General features: G+C 55.1%; 14 protein-coding genes. 11 read left to right on the forward strand and 3 right to left on the reverse strand.

Annotation, left to right across the window (positions count from 1 at the left end):
- Positions 1-19: 19 nt before the first annotated feature.
- Positions 20-1159: a glycerate kinase gene (locus tag ABLU87_RS21135; RefSeq protein ID WP_122116675.1), complete on the forward strand. Its 1140-nt coding sequence runs from the start codon at positions 20-22 to the stop codon at positions 1157-1159.
- Between the two features lie 49 nt (positions 1160-1208).
- Here the strand turns inward: ABLU87_RS21135 and barA are convergent, their stop codons facing one another.
- Positions 1209-3962 (reverse strand): two-component sensor histidine kinase BarA, encoded by a 2754-nt coding sequence (gene barA / locus ABLU87_RS21140; RefSeq protein WP_122116674.1) that lies wholly within the window; start codon positions 3960-3962, stop codon positions 1209-1211.
- A gap of 122 nt (positions 3963-4084) precedes the next feature.
- Here barA and rlmD point away from each other — a divergent pair, with 122 nt between their 5' ends.
- From rlmD to eno, 5 genes are all read left to right on the forward strand, one after another.
- A complete protein-coding gene (gene rlmD / locus ABLU87_RS21145) occupies positions 4085-5428 on the forward strand; it encodes a 23S rRNA (uracil(1939)-C(5))-methyltransferase RlmD (protein WP_122116673.1) in 1344 nt (447 codons plus the stop codon).
- Between the two features lie 97 nt (positions 5429-5525).
- Positions 5526-7763, forward strand: coding sequence for a GTP diphosphokinase (relA, locus tag ABLU87_RS21150; protein ID WP_004853643.1), 2238 nt, complete (start codon positions 5526-5528; stop codon positions 7761-7763).
- A gap of 68 nt (positions 7764-7831) precedes the next feature.
- Positions 7832-8623, forward strand: coding sequence for a nucleoside triphosphate pyrophosphohydrolase (mazG, locus tag ABLU87_RS21155; protein ID WP_014226596.1), 792 nt, complete (start codon positions 7832-7834; stop codon positions 8621-8623).
- Positions 8624-8850: 227 nt separating this feature from the next.
- Positions 8851-10488: a glutamine hydrolyzing CTP synthase gene (pyrG, locus tag ABLU87_RS21160; RefSeq protein ID WP_004105009.1), complete on the forward strand. Its 1638-nt coding sequence runs from the start codon at positions 8851-8853 to the stop codon at positions 10486-10488.
- A gap of 80 nt (positions 10489-10568) precedes the next feature.
- On the forward strand, positions 10569-11867 hold the full coding sequence (gene eno / locus ABLU87_RS21165) for a phosphopyruvate hydratase (RefSeq protein WP_004124327.1): 1299 nt from the start codon (positions 10569-10571) through the stop codon (positions 11865-11867).
- A gap of 66 nt (positions 11868-11933) precedes the next feature.
- On the opposite strand, the gene ABLU87_RS21170 is transcribed toward eno, so the two are convergent.
- Positions 11934-13043 (reverse strand): SDR family oxidoreductase, encoded by a 1110-nt coding sequence (locus ABLU87_RS21170; RefSeq protein ID WP_025106430.1) that lies wholly within the window; start codon positions 13041-13043, stop codon positions 11934-11936.
- A 460-nt stretch (positions 13044-13503) separates the two neighbouring features.
- On the opposite strand from ABLU87_RS21170, the gene queE reads away from it, so the two are divergent.
- On the forward strand, positions 13504-14175 hold the full coding sequence (gene queE / locus ABLU87_RS21175; protein WP_004124321.1) for a 7-carboxy-7-deazaguanine synthase QueE: 672 nt from the start codon (positions 13504-13506) through the stop codon (positions 14173-14175).
- Between the two features lie 56 nt (positions 14176-14231).
- On the opposite strand, the gene queD is transcribed toward queE, so the two are convergent.
- Positions 14232-14594, reverse strand: coding sequence for a 6-carboxytetrahydropterin synthase QueD (queD, locus tag ABLU87_RS21180; protein WP_122116672.1), 363 nt, complete (start codon positions 14592-14594; stop codon positions 14232-14234).
- 430 nt (positions 14595-15024) lie between these two features.
- Here queD and cysJ point away from each other — a divergent pair, with 430 nt between their 5' ends.
- The 4 genes from cysJ to ABLU87_RS21200 all read left to right on the forward strand — a co-directional run bounded on the left by cysJ (position 15025) and on the right by ABLU87_RS21200 (position 20829).
- Positions 15025-16824: an NADPH-dependent assimilatory sulfite reductase flavoprotein subunit gene (gene cysJ / locus ABLU87_RS21185; protein ID WP_122116671.1), complete on the forward strand. Its 1800-nt coding sequence runs from the start codon at positions 15025-15027 to the stop codon at positions 16822-16824.
- Positions 16824-18536, forward strand: coding sequence for an assimilatory sulfite reductase (NADPH) hemoprotein subunit (cysI, locus tag ABLU87_RS21190; protein WP_122116670.1), 1713 nt, complete (start codon positions 16824-16826; stop codon positions 18534-18536). Before cysJ ends, cysI begins: the two co-directional genes overlap by 1 nt.
- A 98-nt stretch (positions 18537-18634) precedes the next feature.
- Positions 18635-19369 (forward strand): phosphoadenosine phosphosulfate reductase, encoded by a 735-nt coding sequence (cysH, locus tag ABLU87_RS21195; RefSeq protein ID WP_122116669.1) that lies wholly within the window; start codon positions 18635-18637, stop codon positions 19367-19369.
- A 617-nt stretch (positions 19370-19986) separates the two neighbouring features.
- Positions 19987-20829 (forward strand): hypothetical protein, encoded by an 843-nt coding sequence (locus ABLU87_RS21200; protein WP_227633893.1) that lies wholly within the window; start codon positions 19987-19989, stop codon positions 20827-20829.
- Positions 20830-20840: the final 11 nt, after the last annotated feature.

The following is a 20840-nucleotide window of genomic DNA, read 5'->3' on the forward strand; positions in this document are numbered from 1 at the left end:
TTCATTTTAAGGACAGCATATGAAGATAGTGATCGCACCGGATTCATACAAGGAGAGCCTGAGTGCGCTGGATGTCGCAACCGCGATAGAACAAGGTTTTCGGGAAATTTACGCCGATGCGGAGTACGTTAAGCTGCCGGTTGCCGACGGTGGCGAAGGAACCGTTGAAGCCATGGTTGCCGCGACCCAGGGATGCCGGATTGCGGTCACCGTCACCGGTCCGCTCGGTGAACCCGTGGAGGCCTTCTATGGCCTGTCGGGCGATAGGCAGTGCGCGTTTATTGAAATGGCGGCGGCAAGCGGCCTGGAGAGCGTACCGCCGGCGCGGCGAAATCCTTTGCTGACCACTTCATGGGGGACCGGCGAGCTGATTCGCCATGCGCTGGATGCCGGAGTGAGGCAAATTATTATCGGCATCGGCGGCAGCGCGACGAACGACGGCGGCGCCGGGATGGTACAGGCGCTGGGGGCGAAACTGCTGACCAAAGATAACCAGCAGATTGCCGCCGGCGGACGCGCGCTGGAGAGCCTCGCGCGCATCGACGTTAGCGAACTTGATAAACGCCTGGCCGGCTGTCGTATTGACGTCGCTTGCGATGTTACCAACCCGCTGACGGGACCACAGGGTGCGACGGCGGTATTTGGGCCGCAGAAAGGGGCGACGGCGGAGATGATCTCCTGCCTTGACAACGCGCTGGCCCATTTTGCCGATATTATCCATCGCGATTTAGAACTTGATGTGCTGCATCTTGAAGGCGGCGGCGCGGCGGGGGGGATGGGCGCGGGCCTGTACGCCTTTTGCGGCGCAAAGCTGCGGCCGGGCATTGAGATTGTGACCGATGCGCTCCATCTTGCCGATATCGTGGCGGATGCGGACCTGGTGATCACCGGCGAAGGGCGTATCGATAGCCAGACGGTTCACGGCAAAGTGCCGGTTGGCGTGGCGAGGGTGGCAAAACGCTACAACCTGCCGGTCATCGGCATTGCCGGGAGCCTGACGGCTGACGTCGGCGTCGTGCATCAGCACGGCCTGGATGCGGTATTCAGCGTGATTTATTCCGTTTGCACCCTGGAGCAAGCACTGGAAAATGCCGCCGAAAACGTGCGTATGACGGCGAGAAACGTCGCCGCTGTGCTGAAAATGGGCCGGCTATTATAGGTTTTCCCCCGGTCGCGAAGCGCAGACCGGGGCTCGCGTTTTATATCCTCTAAATCCCCAACAGCTTACAGGCTTCGCGCGCGACGTTGTCCATTTCATCCAGCAGCTCCAGAAACTCCGGCTCCATCTCCTCGGCGGAGGTGCCCGCGCGTAGCTGGCTCTCAAGGGTGTGACACAGTTTTTTCAGCCGCGGCACGCCGCTATAGCTACAGCTGCCGTGAAGCTTATGAATAAGATCCAGCACGCCTTCCGGCTGTTCTCCCACCAGCTGTTCTTCTACCTTGTTACGCACCTCCGGCATAAAGGCGAGCAGCATCTGCAGCATTTCCCGCGCCAGATCCGGTTTCATCGCCGCCTGACGCAGCGCCAGCTGCCAGTCGAGGGTGATGTCATGGTTAACGGGCGGCTCAACAGGCTCCGCGGCGACCTGCGGCGGTAGCGTCTTTCCCGGCTGGTAGCGCAGCAGCAGGCTGTAGAGCTTATCCTCCTCAATGGGTTTCGCCAGATAGTCGTTCATCCCCGCGCTGAGTAATTTCTCTCGCTGCCCTTCCAGGGCGTGGGCGGTCACGGCGATCACCGGCGTTTGCTGCTGATGAGGGAGCTGGTGAATCAGTTCGCAGGCGCGGATCCCATCCATCTCCGGCATCTGAATATCCATCAGAATCAGATCCTGCTGCGTTTCTCTGGCCCGCTCGACGGCGTGCTGGCCGCTGTCGCAGAGGATAACGTGCTGGACTAAATCCTCCAGCAGGGCGCCGATAAGCTTGAGATTCGCCGGATTGTCATCAACGGCCATGACCGTCATCGGAAGCTTCTTACTATCGGAACGCGGCGGCAGAACCGTCGGCTGCGTCTGGCAGGAGGCCGTCAGCGCCGGCAGTAAGCGCGTTGAGGTCAATGGCTTAAGCAAACAGGCGGCAATGCCGTCCTGGCGCAGCGTTTCGGCGCTGACCTGGGCGTGGCACGGCAGGGCCAGCACCAGATGATCGGCAAGCTTGCTGGCTCTTTCCAGCTTATCGCGATGCTGGCTCAGGTCGCGTATTGATACGGGAATGCCGGCCAGCAGGATATCGTAGTGAGCATCCGGTAGGGCGGTCATCGTCGGACTGTAAACCACCTCCAGCGGCGTTGTCGCCAGTAGCTCCATCGTACACTGCGCCGCCGCCGCGTTGGCCTCGATATAGGCCAGCTTTTTACCCGCCAGGCACTGGGTTGGCACGCTGTCGGGAACCGCGTTGGGGTTGAGGTCGAGGCTGATATGGAACCAGAACGTCGAGCCGCGATTAGGCTGGCTATGGAAGGAGATATCGCCGCCCATCTCTTTCACCAGCCGCTGGGTGATGACCAGCCCAAGTCCGGTTCCGCCGTGGCGACGGGAGATGCTGGCGTCGGCCTGGCGGAACGCCTGGAACAGACGCGACTGATCGCGTTCAGGAATCCCGATACCGGTATCGTGGATCTGGACTTCGATTTGTACTCTTGAGTTGCTGATGGCGCGCTGTTCCACCAGCACGTCGATATTGCCGTGTTCGGTAAACTTGATGGCGTTGCCCATCAGGTTGGTAATAATTTGCTGCAGGCGCAGCGGGTCGCCAATGACGTTATCCGGCACATCGTTTTTGATATTCAGCGTCAGCTCCAGCCCCTTATCGTGCGCCGAGTGCGCCAGCAGCGTGACCACCTCGTCCAGCGAAGTGCGCAGCAGGAACGGAATACTCTCCAGAATAAGCTTCCCGGCTTCGAGCTTAGAGAAGTCCAGAACATCGTTAATGATGGCCAGCAGATTATTCGCGGAACGCTCAATGGTCGTCAGGTGATCGCGCTGGGTGGTGTTTAAGTCGGTCTTCAGCGTCAGGCGGGTAAAGCCAATGACGCCGTTGAGCGGCGTGCGCAGTTCATGGGACATGTTGGCGAGGAATTCGGATTTGATTCGCGCCGCTTCCTGCGCGCGTTTTTTCGCCAGGTCCAGCTCGACGTTCTGGATTTCCATCTGTTCAAGCGTTTCCCGCAGATCCGATGTCGCCTGATCGACGTTATGCTGCATCTCTTCGTGGTAGGCCGCCAGCGACATAGCCATGGAGTTGATACCGTTTTTCAGCATATCCAGCTCGCCAAGCATAAAGCCTTCGACGCGGCTATCAAGCTGGCCCCGGCGGATGCGGTCAACGGTGTTCACCATATTGCGGATCGGCCCGGTCACGTCGCGCATCAGACGCCAGCCGAAGATCAGCGCAATACCGATACAGAACAGCATCATCACGCTGGAGATAAAGATCTCTTTGTACTGCTGTAGCCGCACCGATTTGAGATCCATCTCAAGCGCCACGTAGCCCAGCATATTGTCCGGCATCTTGGCATCGCTTCCCGGCGATTCATCCGGTGAATAACTTTCAGAGATAATAGGGGTACGCAAAATCATCAAATCGCCGTGGCGCTCCACGCTCAGGCGGCGGGGAAAGGGTTCCCCTTTTGGCAGCTGAAGTTCGCCGGGATCGAGCTGAAAGTTAGAGGTGACAAACAGCCTGTTGTGCGAGTCGTAGATGGAAATGGCGCGCACAATATCGGAGTGGCGGCGGTGCAGCACGCTGATGAGCTGCCCGATTGACTCGCGGTTTTGCAAATTCATGCCATATTCACTGGAGACCGCCAGCGGTTCGATAATGCTGGCGCCGGCATCCTCCAGCTGGCGCTGTAGGTCGTTATAGCGGTGTGCGACGAAGAAAATACTGAGCAGCAGACCGATCAGAACGGTAGGCGCCAGAATAAGAATCATCATGCGGGCACGAAGGCTGTAGTTGGTCATGCGGTTCCATTATGGGAGAATATACACATCATCTTTCAGGAGGCTGGTGCGTTGTTACTCTGGCTCATCCTGACCGAACTCTTATCCAGAGTCAGTATATTTAATTGAGACAAATCTCTACGATGGCGCAATTCTACTCTGCAAAACGGCGTGTGACGACGCGCCAGATCATAACCGTTACAGTAAATGACCTTGACCCCTTCGGCCAGGGCGTTGCGCGTCATCAGGGTAAGGCGCTGTTTATCAGCGGTTTATTGCCACAGGAGCAGGCTGACGTTGTTGTGGTCGAAGATAAAAAACAGTACGCCTGCGCCCAGGTTAAACGCCGTCTTAGCGATAGCCCGCAGCGGCAGGCGCCGCGCTGCCCGCATTTTGGCATCTGCGGCGGGTGCCAGCAGCAGCACGCCAGCATTGAACTGCAGCAGCAGAGCAAACGCGCCGCGCTCGCGAGGCTGATGAAGCGCGACGTTGATGACATTATAGCCGCTTCGCCGTGGGGCTATCGCCGCCGGGCGCGTCTGAGCTTGAATTATCAGCCAAAGTCCCAACAATTACAGATGGGCTTCCGCAAGGCTAACGCCAGCGAGATCGTCGATGTGGTGCAGTGCCCCGTTTTGGCGCCCACTCTTGGTGCGCTATTGCCCGCGGTACGTGAATGTCTTAGCGAATTGAAATCGGTGCGTCAGCTTGGCCACGTTGAGCTGGTGCAGGCGGATAACGGCCCGCTGATGGTATTGCGCCATACGGCGGCGCTTCCCGCGGCAGATAAAGAAAAGCTGGAACGTTTTTCGCAATCTCACGGTCTTTCCCTGTACCTCGCCCCGCAAAGCGAGATACTGGAACATATTCGCGGGGAAGCCCCCTGGTATACCTCGGACGGTCTACGCTTAGTGTTCAGTCCGCGCGATTTTATCCAGGTGAACGATGGCGTAAACCAGCTGATGGTGCGCACGGCGCTGGAATGGCTGGATATCCAGCCTCAGGATCGCGTGCTGGACCTCTTTTGCGGCATGGGCAACTTTACCCTGCCGCTGGCGAAGCGTGCGGCGCAGGTGGTTGGCGTTGAAGGGGTTCCCGCGCTGGTGACGAAGGGCCAGGAGAACGCGGCGTTGAACGGGTTGCATAATGTGACTTTCTTCCATGAGAACCTGGAAGAGGACGTCACCCGCCAGGCGTGGGCGAAGCACGGTTTTGATAAGGTCTTGCTCGACCCGGCGCGCGCCGGCGCGGCGGGCGTTATGTTACATATTATAAAATTAGCGCCGCGTCGGGTGGTGTATGTTTCATGTAACCCGGCGACCCTGGCGCGCGATAGCGACGTTTTATTGCAGGCGGGATATACCATTCAACGCCTGGCGATGCTCGATATGTTCCCGCATACCGGACATCTGGAATCAATGGTGTTGTTTGAGCACAAGAATCATTCAAATCGCAGTGAAGCGGCATCCTCAGAAGCAGGTGACTGAGATAAAAGACGAACGCCAGCGTTGACGCGGTTTGAAGGATGAAGTGTAAAAGTTGAGGCTTGCCGACTTCGGCAGGCGGTCCCTTAAGGAGAGGACAATGGTTGCGGTAAGAAGTGCACATTTAAATAAAGCTGGTGAATTTGACCCGAAGAAATGGATCGCGAGTCTGGGAATTTCCAGCCAGCAGTCGTGTGAACGCTTAGCCGAAACCTGGGATTATTGTCGAGAGAAAACGCAGGGGCATCCGCAGGCCGATCTCCTGCTATGGCGCGGCGTGGAGATGGTGGAAATTCTCTCCATGTTGAGCATGGATATCGATACGCTGCGCGCGGCGATGCTTTTCCCGCTGGCGGACGGCAACGTCGTCAGCGAAGAGATCATGCAGGAGAGCGTCGGGAAATCGGTCGTCACCCTGATCCACGGCGTGCGGGACATGGCCGCGATACGCCAGCTTAAAGCCACCCATACGGATTCGGTCTCCTCTGAACAGGTGGACAACATTCGCCGCATGCTGCTGGCGATGGTCGATGACTTCCGCTGCGTGGTGATTAAAATCGCCGAGCGTATCGCCCATCTGCGTGAAGTGAAAGATGCGCCGGAAGATGAGCGCGTACTGGCGGCAAAAGAGTGTACCAATATTTACGCGCCGCTGGCCAACCGCCTGGGGATCGGCCAGCTGAAGTGGGAGCTTGAAGATTACTGCTTCCGCTATCTGCATCCGGCGGAATATAAGCGAATCGCTAAGCTGTTACACGAGCGGCGCATCGATCGTGAACATTATATTGATGAATTCGTCAGCCATTTACGCACGGAAATGAAAACCGAGGGCGTCAAGGCTGAGGTCTACGGGCGTCCCAAGCATATCTACAGCATCTGGCGCAAAATGCAGAAAAAACATCTCGCCTTCGACGAGCTGTTTGACGTGCGGGCGGTGCGTATTGTCGCCGAGCGCCTGCAGGACTGCTATGCCGCGCTGGGGATCGTGCATACTCATTACCGCCATCTGCCGGATGAGTTCGATGATTACGTCGCCAATCCCAAGCCTAATGGCTACCAGTCAATTCATACCGTCGTGCTTGGCCCCGGCGGAAAAACCATTGAAATTCAGATCCGTACCCGCCAGATGCATGAAGATGCCGAGCTGGGCGTAGCCGCGCACTGGAAGTATAAAGAGGGCGCCAGCGCAGCGGCCAGCGGCGGGCGCGGCTATGAAGATCGCATTGCCTGGCTGCGTAAACTGATCGCCTGGCAGGAAGAGATGGCCGATTCCGGCGAGATGCTGGATGAGGTGCGTAGCCAGGTCTTTGATGACCGGGTTTATGTCTTTACGCCGAAGGGCGACGTGGTGGATTTGCCTTCGGGTTCGACGCCGCTCGATTTTGCTTACCATATACACAGCGATGTCGGCCACCGCTGCATCGGGGCGAAAATCGGCGGGCGTATTGTGCCGTTCACCTATCAGCTGCAGATGGGCGACCAGATTGAAATCATCACCCAGAAGCAGCCCAACCCTAGCCGCGACTGGCTGAACCCGAACCTTGGCTACGTCACCACCAGCCGCGGGCGTTCCAAAATTCACGCCTGGTTCCGCAAGCAGGATCGCGACAAGAATATTCTTGCCGGGCGACAGATCCTTGATGATGAGCTCGAGCATCTCGGCATCAGCCTGAAGGACGCGGAAAAGCATCTGCTGCCGCGCTACAACTTTAACGAGCAGGACGAACTGCTGGCGGCGATTGGCGGGGGCGATATTCGCCTCAACCAGATGGTTAATTTCCTGCAGGCGCAGTTTAATAAACCCAGCGCGGCGGAGCAGGATGCGGCGGCGTTAAAGCAGCTGCAGCAGAAAACCCACGCTCCGCAGAATCGCAGCAAAGACAATGGTCGCGTGGTGGTGGAGGGCGTCGGCAATCTGATGCACCACATTGCGCGCTGCTGCCAGCCGATTCCCGGCGACGAGATCGTGGGCTTTATCACCCAGGGCCGCGGGATCTCGGTGCACCGCGCGGATTGCGATCAGCTCGCGGAGCTACAGTCTCATGCTCCCGAGCGCATCGTTGACGCGGTGTGGGGAGAGAGCTACTCGGCGGGCTACTCGCTGGTGGTGCGCGTCCAGGCCAACGATCGTAGCGGCCTGCTGCGCGACATCACCACCATTCTCGCCAATGAGAAGGTCAACGTGCTGGGCGTTGCCAGCCGCAGCGATACTAAACAGCAGATGGCGACGATCGATATGACCATTGAGATCTACAACCTGCAGGTGCTGGGGCGCGTACTGGCGAAGCTGAATCAGGTACCTGACGTCATCGACGCCCGTCGTCTGCACGGCGGATAAACTCCCACGCTTATGTCAGCCGGGTCAGGCGCTACCGCCACCCGGCATTTTTTTATCAGGACAGACTTATGACTCAAATCGAACGCCTGCTCGGCATTATGCGGCGTCTGCGCGATCCGGAAAACGGCTGCCCGTGGGACAAAGAGCAGACCTTTGCCACCATCGCGCCGTATACCCTTGAAGAAACCTATGAAGTGCTCGACGCTATCGCCCGCGAAGATTTTGACGATCTGCGCGGTGAGCTGGGCGACCTGTTGTTCCAGGTCGTCTTCTACGCTCAGATGGCGCAGGAAGAGGGGCGCTTTGATTTTAACGATATCTGCGCCGCCATCAGCGACAAGCTGGAGCGCCGTCATCCGCATATTTTCGGCGAGGCGAGCGCCGGTAGCAGCAGCGAAGTGCTGGCCCGCTGGGAACAGATCAAAAGCGCTGAGCGAGCGGAAAAGTCCCAGCACTCCGCGCTGGACGACATCCCGCATAGCCTTCCGGCGCTGATGCGCGCGCATAAAATCCAGAAACGCTGCTCGGCGGTAGGCTTTGACTGGACCTCTCTGGGGCCGGTGCTGGATAAAGTGCACGAAGAAATAGATGAAGTGATGCACGAAGCGCAGCAGGCCGTGGTGGATGAAGCTAAACTGGAGGAGGAAGTGGGCGACCTGCTGTTTGCGACGGTCAATTTATCCCGCCATTTAGGGGTAAAAGCCGAAGTTGCGCTGCAAAAAGCCAACCTGAAGTTTGAGCGCAGGTTCCGCGAAGTTGAGCGGATTGTCGCCGCGCGCGGCCTGGAAATGACCGGCGTTGACCTCGATACCATGGAGCGGGTGTGGCAGGAAGTAAAACGCCAGGAAACTGATCTCTAAAGAGTTTTCGTGATCAAGCGCTATTTGTGTGATTTTTTAAATAACAAGCGCTTGATTTACGTCAAAAACATTTCGCCAAAAGCGGCTATTTTCTCACTCCCTGCGTTTGTGTGGGCCTGATGAAAAGGAGGGATAATGAAAGTTTGTGGCGTCAGTCATGATCGGGTATACTGCTTTCCCGTCCTGGTTATTCCATCGTCTTTTAAACCTAACTTCTCAGGTTCAGCATGACAACGAACTATATTTTTGTGACCGGCGGGGTCGTATCCTCTCTGGGTAAAGGCATTGCCGCAGCTTCCCTCGCAGCCATTCTCGAAGCCCGCGGGCTTAACGTGACCATGATGAAACTGGATCCGTACATCAACGTCGATCCGGGCACCATGAGCCCAATCCAACACGGGGAAGTGTTCGTTACTGAAGACGGCGCTGAAACCGATCTGGACCTGGGTCACTACGAGCGTTTCATTCGCACCAAGATGACCCGTCGCAACAACTTCACCACGGGTCGTATTTACTCTGACGTCCTGCGCAAAGAGCGTCGCGGCGACTATCTGGGTGCCACCGTTCAGGTTATTCCGCACATCACCAACGCGATCAAAGAGCGCGTGCTGGCCGGCGGTGAAGGCCATGATGTGGTGCTGGTTGAAATCGGCGGCACCGTTGGCGATATTGAATCGCTGCCGTTCCTTGAAGCGATTCGCCAGCTGGCGGTGGATATCGGTCGTGAAAACGCGCTGTTTATGCACCTGACCCTGGTGCCGTACATGGCCGCCGCGGGTGAAGTCAAAACCAAGCCGACCCAGCACTCCGTTAAAGAACTGCTCTCCATCGGTATTCAGCCTGACATTCTGGTCTGCCGCTCCGATCGCGCTATTCCGGCGAACGAACGTGCCAAAATTGCATTGTTCTGCAATGTGCCGGAAAAAGCCGTTATTTCGATGAAAGATGTCGATTCCATTTATAAAATCCCGGGCCTGTTGAAATCTCAGGGTCTGGACGATTATATTTGTAAACGATTCAGCTTAAACTGTCCGGAAGCGAACCTGGCCGAATGGGAACAGGTTATCTACGAAGAAGCGAACCCGGCAGGTGAAGTCACCATTGGTATGGTCGGCAAGTACATTGAACTGCCGGACGCCTACAAATCGGTGATTGAAGCGCTGAAACACGGCGGTCTGAAAAATCGCGTCACCGTCAACATCAAGCTGATTGATTCGCAGGATGTGGAAACGCGCGGCGTCGAAATTCTGAAGAATTTAGACGCAATCCTGATTCCTGGTGGCTTCGGCTATCGCGGGGTTGAAGGTAAGATTGCCACCGCGCGCTACGCGCGTGAAAACAACATTCCATACCTGGGCATTTGCCTGGGGATGCAGGTTGCGCTGATTGAGTTCGCGCGCAACGTAGCGGGGATGGAAAACGCCAACTCAACGGAATTTGTGCCAGACTGTAAGTACCCGGTCGTGGCCCTGATTACCGAATGGCGTGATGAAGACGGTAATGTCGAAGTCCGCTCTGATAAGAGCGATCTCGGCGGCACGATGCGCCTCGGCGCGCAGCAGTGCCAGCTGGCTGAAGATAGCCTGGTGCGCCAGCTGTACGGCGAGCCAACCATTACCGAACGCCATCGTCACCGCTACGAAGTCAACAATATGTTGCTGAAGCCGATTGAAAATGCGGGCCTGCGTATTGCGGGCCGTTCCGGGGATGATCAGTTGGTCGAGATCATCGAGGTGCCTAACCATCCGTGGTTCGTCGCCTGTCAGTTCCATCCGGAGTTTACTTCGACGCCGCGTGATGGCCATCCGCTGTTTGCTGGCTTTGTGAAAGCCGCAGGCGAGTACCAGAAGCGTCAGGCGAAGTAAAAGAGTTAGAACGGCAATGCACCCATCCGGGTGCATTGTTTGTCTGGAGTTTTAGTTTAACTTGTACTGAGGAAAACCTAATGTCCAAAATCGTTAAAGTCATCGGTCGTGAAATCATCGACTCCCGTGGTAACCCGACTGTTGAAGCCGAAGTACACCTGGAAGGTGGTTTCGTCGGTATGGCAGCTGCTCCGTCAGGTGCTTCTACTGGCTCCCGCGAAGCGCTGGAACTGCGCGATGGCGACAAATCCCGTTTCATGGGTAAAGGCGTACTGAAAGCTGTTGGCGCGGTTAACGGCCCGATCGCTCAGGCAATCCTTGGCAAAGATGCCAAAGATCAGGCTGGCATCGACAAAATCATGATCGACCTGGACGGTACTGAAAACAAATCTAACTTCGGTGCGAACGCCATCCTGGCCGTCTCTCTGGCTAACGCCAAAGCTGCCGCTGCTTCTAAAGGTCAGCCGCTGTACGAGCACATCGCTGAGCTGAACGGCACCCCGGGCAAATACTCCATGCCGGTTCCGATGATGAACATCATCAACGGCGGCGAGCACGCTGACAACAACGTCGACATCCAGGAATTTATGATTCAGCCGGTTGGCGCTAAATCCCTGAAAGAAGCCGTACGTATGGGTTCTGAAGTGTTCCACAACCTGGCTAAAGTTCTGAAAGCTAAAGGTATGAACACCGCTGTTGGTGACGAAGGCGGCTACGCGCCGAACCTGGGCTCCAACGCTGAAGCGCTGGCTGTTATCGCTGAAGCGGTTAAAGCTGCTGGCTACGAGCTGGGCAAAGACATCACCCTGGCGATGGACTGCGCGGCTTCTGAATTCTACAAAGACGGTAAATACGTTCTGGCCGGCGAAGGCAACAAAGCGTTCACCTCTGAAGAATTCACCCACTTCCTGGAAGAGCTGACCAAACAGTACCCGATCGTCTCCATCGAAGATGGCCTGGACGAATCTGACTGGGACGGTTTCGCATACCAGACTAAAGTACTGGGCGACAAAATCCAGCTGGTTGGTGACGATCTGTTCGTAACCAACACCAAGATCCTGAAAGAAGGCATCGAGAAAGGCATCGTTAACTCCATCCTGATCAAATTCAACCAGATTGGTTCTCTGACCGAAACTCTGGCTGCGATCAAAATGGCGAAAGACGCTGGCTACACTGCCGTTATCTCTCACCGTTCTGGCGAAACTGAAGATGCGACCATCGCTGACCTGGCTGTGGGTACCGCTGCAGGCCAGATCAAAACTGGTTCTATGAGCCGTTCTGACCGCGTTGCTAAATACAACCAGCTGATTCGTATCGAAGAAGCGCTGGGCGAAAAAGCACCGTACAACGGTCGTAAAGAGATCAAAGGTCAGGCATAAGCCTGTCTTAATCTGATATGAAAAAGCCAGCCTTCGGGCTGGCTTTTTTTATACCTGCAAAAGCGGCTACTTAAAATCTACCGCCATTTGCTGCGGGATAGAAAGCCCGCGCGTGGTCTGTACGCAGCGGTCAATGTAATCGGTAAAGCGCGGCGGTTTTGGCATACCCATGCTGAGCAGCTTGTCGTTGCTGAATCGTACGTTAAGCGTGGCGAAGGCGCCGTACAGGCGCATGGCTTTTAGCATCAGCCGTTCGTTGCAGGGGCCAAAAATAGCCTTCAGCTCACGGCGCATTTTGACCAGCGTTTCATAGCTGACCTGCGCGTATTTATCGCCGACCGGCGCCTGCTCGAGGGCGGAGGCCATCGCGTTATCGATATCCGCAAACCTTACGCTGTTTTCCTCTCCCGCGGAAATATGCACCACCTCTCCGCGCGCCAGCGGGCTGGTAAGCAGCATCAGCAGCGCATCGGCGCAGTAATCGACGGGGATTACATCGATGCGGTCTTCCATCGAACACATAAATTTTTGCAGCATCAGCCCCATGCTGAACACCCAGAAGATGCTGCTGGAGGGCTGACAGCCGTGATGAGTGTGGCCAACAACAATAGAGGGACGGGCGATCGCCAGCGGTAGCGTTGGGCACTCCTGCCGCATGAGACGCTCAATTGTTGATTTAGAGTGGGTGTACTCGACCAGATGCTCGGCGCGTTCACGAAACGCCGTGCTTTCCGCTACCAGCGAATCGGGGTCTGGCGAGCAGGACATCGCGGTGCCCACGTGCAGAAAGCGCTCAAGGCCGCCGACCTGAGCCATCCGCCGGGCAAACTGCAGCGTGCCTTCGACGTTGACCTTCCAGATAAGCGGATTATTACCAAATGAGGCGACGGCGGCGCAGTTGAGCACGTGGGTAACCTGATTCAGGCGCGGGTCGTCGAGAAAGGGCTGCGGATTGGCCAGATCCCCCAGCAGAATGTTGCCGGGCGTCAGGGCCGTTAATCTCTCTTCGCTAATATTGAATTTTCGCAGGTTTTCCTTTACCCGTTCTACGGCAGCTACACTATTATCTGCACGAACTAACAGTAATAGATTAGGCGCATTCTTTTTATTCAGAATGCTTTCTAACACTGCTCCACCGAGAAAACCGGTCGCGCCAGTAATTAATAATGTATTCATGAATGCAGTCTCATTATGGTTGGTTGACTGGATTCTAGGCGCGGAAAATTAAACGGATATTAAATGGAAAATGAACATAAGGTGCGGTTTATTAAGGTTATTTTAAGATAATTTAGCGTCGTGGATCGAATTTGACCCTAAGCTATGACAATAAATTCATTATTTCGTGTATCCATTTGTACATCGTTGAAATTTATTATTTTTAAGTTTGTTATTTTATTTTTGGCTTTCAAAATTATACATGTTTTGTTACACCAAAAATTTTAGCCGTGCCGCTTAATAGTCGCCTGATGATTATCAGGCTAATTAAATCAGCCGGTGCGGGATAATGGAATCGGCCAGCTGCCGGAGGTTTATCATTAAGGTTTAGGTTCTACCCACCACGCGGCGCAGCGCGGGACAAGATCTGCGCGGGCAAATCTGCGATAATGCGCGCTCACAACCCTAAGCAGAGATGATTATGCAGTACCCGATTAACGAGATGTTCCAGACCTTGCAAGGCGAAGGTTACTTCACCGGCGTTCCCGCCATTTTTATTCGTTTACAGGGATGCCCGGTTGGTTGCGCCTGGTGCGATACCAAACATACCTGGGATAAGCTTGCCGATCGGGAAGTGTCGCTGTTCAGCATTCTGGCAAAAACCAAAGAGAGCGATAAATGGGGCCCGGCGAGCAGCGAAGATCTGCTGGCTATCATCGGGCGTCAGGGCTGGACGGCCCGCCACGTGGTCATTACCGGCGGCGAGCCCTGCATTCATGATTTAACGCCGTTAACCTCTTTACTGGAGCAAAACGGATTTAGCTGCCAGATTGAAACCAGCGGCACCCATGAAGTGCGCTGCACGCCGCATACCTGGGTGACGGTGTCGCCAAAGGTGAACATGCGCGGCGGCTATGACGTACTCTCTCAGGCGCTACAGCGGGCTGATGAAATTAAACATCCGGTTGGACGCGTGCGCGATATCGAAGCGCTGGATGAGCTGCTGGCAACGCTGGCCGATGAAAAGCCGCGTATTATCGCGCTTCAGCCGATTAGCCAGAAAGATGACGCGACGCGCCTGTGCATCGAAACCTGTATCGCCCGCAACTGGCGCTTATCGATGCAGACGCACAAGTACCTCAATATCGCGTGATATAAAAAACCCTGATAGCGCAGGGCTATCAGGGTCTTATTCAGCTAAAGGCACTATCACTCGCCGCGATAGACGCAGCCCGCGGTGCAGGTTTCTTTGATCATCACCGCGCTCAGCAGCGGTACCCGCGGTTTCATCTGCTCCCAGATCCATTTTGCCAGCACTTCGCTGGTCGGATTGGACAGCCCGGGAATATCGTTTAGGTAGTAATGGTCGAGGCGATCGTAGATGGGTTTAAACGCGGCCTTCAGCTCGGCAAAATCCATGATCCACCCGGTATGGGGATCGACTTCACCGGTAATCTCCAGGCGCACGATAAAAGAGTGGCCGTGCAGGCGACCGCACTTATGACCTTCCGGCACGTGCGGCAGGTGGTGAGCGGCTTCAAAGGTGAAATCTTTAAACAGCGTGGTGGACATCTTTTCTTCTCAATATGGCAAAAAACCGCCGTAGGGTACCGGAAAGCACATTTTTTCGCATTAACTAAAACGGCCCTGAGCGGAAAATAGCCACATTCATCCAGCCTGTTCAAATTAATTGCCTATATTTCATAGGCTTATTTAATCGATTTTGTTGTTAATAACTATAACTAAAACAGGTTAGTCCATTTGGTTATTTGTTATTTCCATCCTTTATTTAGTTGTTACTATTTGCACCGTTAACCTACTCACTCGTCATACTTCGAGCCGCATGTGCGTTGGCAATAACTCGGCCCAGCCTTGGGCTTTGCCCTGATGGGCGCTGTGTCGCTGCCTGCAACTCGAATTATTTAGAGTAAATACATTATCTTCTGTTTATCACGCTGACAGGGCGTGAATCACAGCTTTGCTTACTGGAACATAACAACGCATGACGACACAGGCCCCACCTTCCAATTTGCTACCGCTGAGTCCGGAGCAAATGGCGCGCCTTCAGGCGGCCACGACTGACTTCACGCCCACCCAGCTGGCCTGGGTTTCCGGCTATTTTTGGGGGGTGCTGAACCAGCAGCCCGGCGCGGCGGTTGTTGCACCAGCCCAGGCGGCTGAAGTACCCTCCATTACCCTGATTTCGGCATCGCAAACCGGCAACGCCCGCCGCGTCGCTGAAGCGCTGCGCGACGATCTGCAGGCCGCGCAGCTGAACGTGAAGCTGGTCAACGCAGGCGACTATAAATTCAAACAAATTGCCTCCGAAAAGCTGCTGGTCGTGGTGACGTCAACGCAGGGTGAAGGTGAGCCGCCGGAAGAAGCCGTCGCGCTGCATAAATTCCTGTTTTCGAAGAAAGCGCCGAAGCTGACCGATACCGCATTTGCCGTGTTTGGCCTCGGCGATACCTCCTATGAATTCTTCTGCCAGTCCGGCAAAGATTTTGATAATAAGCTGGCCGAACTGGGCGGTGAACGCCTGCTCGACCGGGTTGATGCTGATGTAGAGTATCAGGCCGCCGCCGCCGAATGGCGCGCTCGGGTGGTTGAGGCGCTGAAAGCGCGCGCCCCTGCCGCCGTCCCGTCTCAGCTGATTGCCAGCGGATCGGTGAACGAGATCCACACCAGCCCCTATACCAAAGAAGCGCCGCTGACCGCGACGCTGGCGGTGAATCAAAAAATTACCGGTCGCGATTCTGAAAAAGATGTGCGCCATATTGAAATCGACCTCGGCGACTCCGGCCTGCGCTATCAGCCGGGCGATGCGCTGGGCGTCTGGTACCAGAACGATCCGGCTCTGGTGAAAGAGCTGGTAGAGCTGCTGTGGCTGACGGGCGAGGAGCCGGTCACGGTTGACGGCAAAACGCTGCCGCTCGCCGAAGCGCTGGAGTGGCACTTTGAGCTGACGGTCAACACCGGTAACATCGTGGAAAATTATGCCACCTTAACCCGCAGCGAATCCCTGCTGCCGCTGGTGGGCGATAAGGCACAGCTCCAGCATTACGCCGCGACCACGCCGATTGTCGATATGGTGCGTTTCTCCCCGGCGCAGCTGGATGCCCAGGCGCTGGTCGACCTGCTGCGCCCGCTGACCCCGCGACTGTACTCGATCGCTTCTTCGCAGGCGGAAGTGGAAAGCGAAGTTCACGTCACCGTTGGCGTGGTGCGTTATGACATCGAAGGCCGCGCTCGGGCCGGCGGCGCTTCCAGCTTCCTGGCTGACCGCGTCGAAGAAGATGGCGAAGTGCGCATCTTTATCGAGCATAACGATAACTTCCGTCTGCCTGCCAACCCGCAGACGCCGGTGATCATGATTGGCCCCGGCACCGGCATCGCGCCGTTCCGCGCTTTTATGCAGCAGCGCGCGGCGGAAGGCGCGGAAGGTAAGAACTGGCTGTTCTTCGGCAACCCGCACTTTACCGAAGATTTCCTTTATCAGGTGGAGTGGCAAAGCTACGTCAAAGAAGGTCTGCTGAGCCGCATCGATCTGGCCTGGTCCCGCGATCAACAACAAAAAGTCTACGTTCAGGACAAGCTGCGCGAGCAGGGGGCTGAACTGTGGCGCTGGATTAACGACGGCGCCCATATTTATGTCTGCGGCGATGCCAATCGTATGGCAAAAGACGTTGAGCAGACGTTGCTGGAAGTGATTGCCGAATACGGCGCGATGGACGCCGAAGCGGCGGACGAATTTTTAAGTGAGCTGCGCGTTGAGCGCCGTTATCAGCGAGATGTCTACTAATGAGCGAAAAACATCCAGGCCCGCTGGTGGTCGAAGGTAAACTGACTGATGCCGAGCGCATGAAGCTCGAAAGCAACTACCTGCGCGGCACCATTGCGGAAGATTTGAACGACGGCCTGACCGGCGGTTTTAAAGGCGATAACTTTCTGCTGATCCGTTTTCACGGTATGTACCAGCAGGATGACCGCGATATCCGCGCCGAGCGCGCGGCGCAGAAGCTGGAGCCGCGTCACGCGATGCTGCTGCGCTGCCGCCTGCCGGGCGGGGTGATCACCACCAAACAGTGGCAGGCGATCGATAAATTCGCCGCCGATAACACCATCTACGGCAGTATCCGTCTGACCAACCGTCAGACCTTCCAGTTCCACGGCATTCTGAAGAAGAACGTCAAGCCGGTGCACCAGATGCTGCATTCGGTCGGGCTGGACGCGTTGGCCACCGCCAACGATATGAACCGTAACGTGCTGTGTACCTCTAACCCGTACGAGTCCCAGCTGCATACTGAAGCCTACGAATGGGCGAAGAAGATCTCCGAGCACCTGCTGCCGCGCACGCGCGCCTACGCCGAGATCTGGCTGGATCAGAAGAAAGTCGCCACCACCGATGAAGAGCCGATCCTCGGTCAGACCTATCTGCCGCGTAAGTTCAAAACGACCGTGGTGATCCCGCCGCAGAACGATATCGATCTGCACGCGAACGATATGAACTTCGTGGCCATCGCCGAAAACGGCAAGCTGGTCGGCTTCAACCTGCTGGTCGGCGGCGGTTTATCGATTGAGCACGGCAATAAGAAAACCTACGCCCGTACGGCGAGCGAGTTTGGCTATCTGCCGCTGGAGCACACTCTGGCGGTGGCGGAAGCGGTGGTCACGACCCAGCGCGACTGGGGTAACCGTACCGATCGTAAAAATGCGAAAACCAAATACACCCTCGAACGCGTTGGCGTTGAGACCTTTAAGGCGGAAGTGGAACGTCGGGCGGGCATCAAGTTTGAGCCGATCCGTCCGTACGAATTCACCGGCCGCGGCGATCGTATCGGCTGGGTGAAGGGTATCGACAATAACTGGCACCTGACGCTGTTTATTGAAAATGGTCGTATCCTTGATTATCCGGGTCGCCCGCTGAAAACCGGCCTGCTGAAGATTGCGAAGATCCACAAAGGCGAATTCCGCATTACGGCGAACCAGAACCTGATTATTGCCAGCGTACCGGAAGATCAGAAGGCGAAGATCGAGAAGCTGGCCCGCGATCACGGCCTGATGAACGCCGTCACGCCGCAGCGCGAAAACTCTATGGCCTGCGTGTCGTTCCCGACCTGCCCGCTGGCGATGGCGGAAGCCGAGCGTTTCCTCCCGTCGTTTATCGATAAAGTCGAGGCGGTGATGAGCAAACATGGCGTTGGCGACGAGCATATCGTTACCCGCGTTACCGGCTGCCCGAACGGCTGCGGCCGCGCGATGCTGGCGGAAGTGGGGCTGGTCGGTAAAGCGCCGGGCCGCTATAACCTGCATCTTGGCGGCAACCGCAGCGGGACGCGTATTCCGCGTATGTATCGGGAAAACATTACCGAGTCGGAAATTCTCGATTCGATCGACGAACTGGTAGGGCGCTGGGCGAAAGAGCGCGAAGCGGGTGAAAGCTTCGGCGACTTTACGGTGCGTGCGGGCATCATTCGCCCGGTGCTCGACCCAGCCCGTGATTTCTGGGAATAACATCCAGGTGCCCGGTGGCGAGCAGCGATCCGGGCCTGTGGGTTTTGTAGGCCGGGCAAACGCAGTACCGCCCGGCGAAACAGGCAAGCGAGGTTCTTATGTCCGTACTCGATCTAAACGCGCTGAACGCATTACCGAAGGTCGATCGTGTTTTGCAGCTGGCGGAAACCAATAGCCAGCTGGAAAAGCTGAGCGCGGAAGCGCGCGTCGCGTGGGCGCTGGAAAACCTGCCGGGCGAATATGTGCTCTCTTCGAGCTTTGGTATTCAGGCGGCGGTGAGCCTGCATCTGGTCAATCAGGTGCGCCCGGATATTCCGGTCATTCTGACCGATACCGGCTATCTGTTCCCGGAAACCTACCAGTTTATCGACGAGTTAACGGACAAACTCAATCTGAACCTGAAGATCTATCGGGCGAAGGAGAGCGCCGCCTGGCAGGAGGCGCGCTACGGTAAGCTGTGGGAGCAGGGCGTTGAGGGTATTGAAAAATACAATGATATCAACAAAGTTGAGCCGATGAACCGGGCGCTGGCAGAGCTGAATGCGCAAACCTGGTTTGCGGGCCTGCGCCGCGAGCAGTCCGGCAGCCGCGCCCACCTGCCGGTGCTGGCGATCCAGCGCGGCGTGTTTAAGGTGCTGCCGATCATCGACTGGGATAATCGTACCGTCTATCAGTATCTGCAAAAGCACGGCCTGAAGTATCACCCGCTGTGGGATCAGGGCTATTTGTCGGTGGGGGATACCCACACCACCCGCAAATGGGAGCCGGGGATGGCGGAGGAAGAAACGCGCTTCTTTGGCCTGAAAAGAGAGTGCGGGCTGCACGAAGGCTAATGTAGCCCTGTGGGATTTCCACAACATCCGGCTAAAACAGCAGAACCCTTTTTTGACCTGGTAAGCCATATTGGCGACGATTTTACAGTAAAAAGGGTATCTGCTATCTGATTCTTCCGGCTTCAGCACACTGTTGTCATGATGAAGCCTGGCGCTATGGTCATTCACCAGAATATAACCGCTGACTTGTCGCCGGGCCTCGTCCTTGTCTGCGTGGAAGGCTGAAAGATGGGCTGCCGGGATTTGCCTCGATTTTCAGTCTCCCGGCGTCATGGATTTTTCTGCAACTACAAATCTGCTTTGACAAAATCTCCATCGATCATGAACTATTATTCCTGGTCTTTTAAACTATACCCATTAGAAATATAAGTGATTTATGTTTCATTACGATATTATCTCATAATTATCCGTTGTGATTGAGGTTCTCATTTTTACCTTGCTTGACACAGGCCACAAATTGTATTTATATTTTTGAGTCATGGCGAATACAGAAAGAATATATTTCGGATTTTCTCTCCTCATTCGAATGCTACAATATTTGCTGAACGCCTCGCTTTCCCCCCTTTTACTGGCTGTTGCTGGGGAGTTTTTTCTTAAATAAAGCGCAAGGTAGCGTCATGTCATTAGAAAAGGAAATAGTACCTAAAGGTGATTATCATTCGTCCCTGGAAGTTATAATCGAAAATTGTTACTCCACAAGTACCGGTAAGCTCGTGGTCTATCTCGAAGGCGGTCATTTCAATCGGCAATTTGGCGCAGACGAGTTTGCGCTTAACACGCTATCTGATGCCGTTGCTTTCGGAAAAAAACTTATCAGTAAATATCAAAAAAATATCAAACTCGTTTACGGTATTCTGGTAGACGATCTCGGGATTGCCTGTTCTGAAGATAGCTGTACTCTCCCTCAACTCGAAAAGATATCAGAACCGCAAACGGCTGGAGAACTTCCTGAGGAAATTGAATTTTTTATCCAAAAAAATACTCTCATCAAACGCGATAAATTAATGGTTTTTTCCGAGCGAACCAGTAAAAATCGGTCCATCGAAAGTATAAAAAAGAAACTCAAGGACAATACGGAAGGATTATTGATTACTGAAAATGGATCTCATACTGAAATAAAGTTATCAGTCCCTGATGTCATTCCTTTTGTCTTAGCAAGAAAAAATGGTGACGTTTTTACTGCTAAATGTCCAGCTATCATTTTCCAACACTATAAAGATATACTTTTCAAACTGAAACAGCGATTTACAGAATCCCGTGACTTTGTGATCATCGACTGGTCTGATTTTTCAGATCACAATAAGGTGGTACAAGGCCGCACCGCATTAACTGTTATGCAAAAACCGCAAAATCATAATCTCACCATCGCTAATATATTTTTTGGCGATGATGAAGGCCACATCGCTAAAATGGAATACAGTGCCGTATCGTCTATAAAAGCAGACCCTATGGTTGTCTAACAGGAAGTGGA

It is taken from the genome of Klebsiella sp. CB_Kp196, assembly GCF_040061575.1.
GTDB lineage: Bacteria > Pseudomonadota > Gammaproteobacteria > Enterobacterales > Enterobacteriaceae > Klebsiella > Klebsiella michiganensis.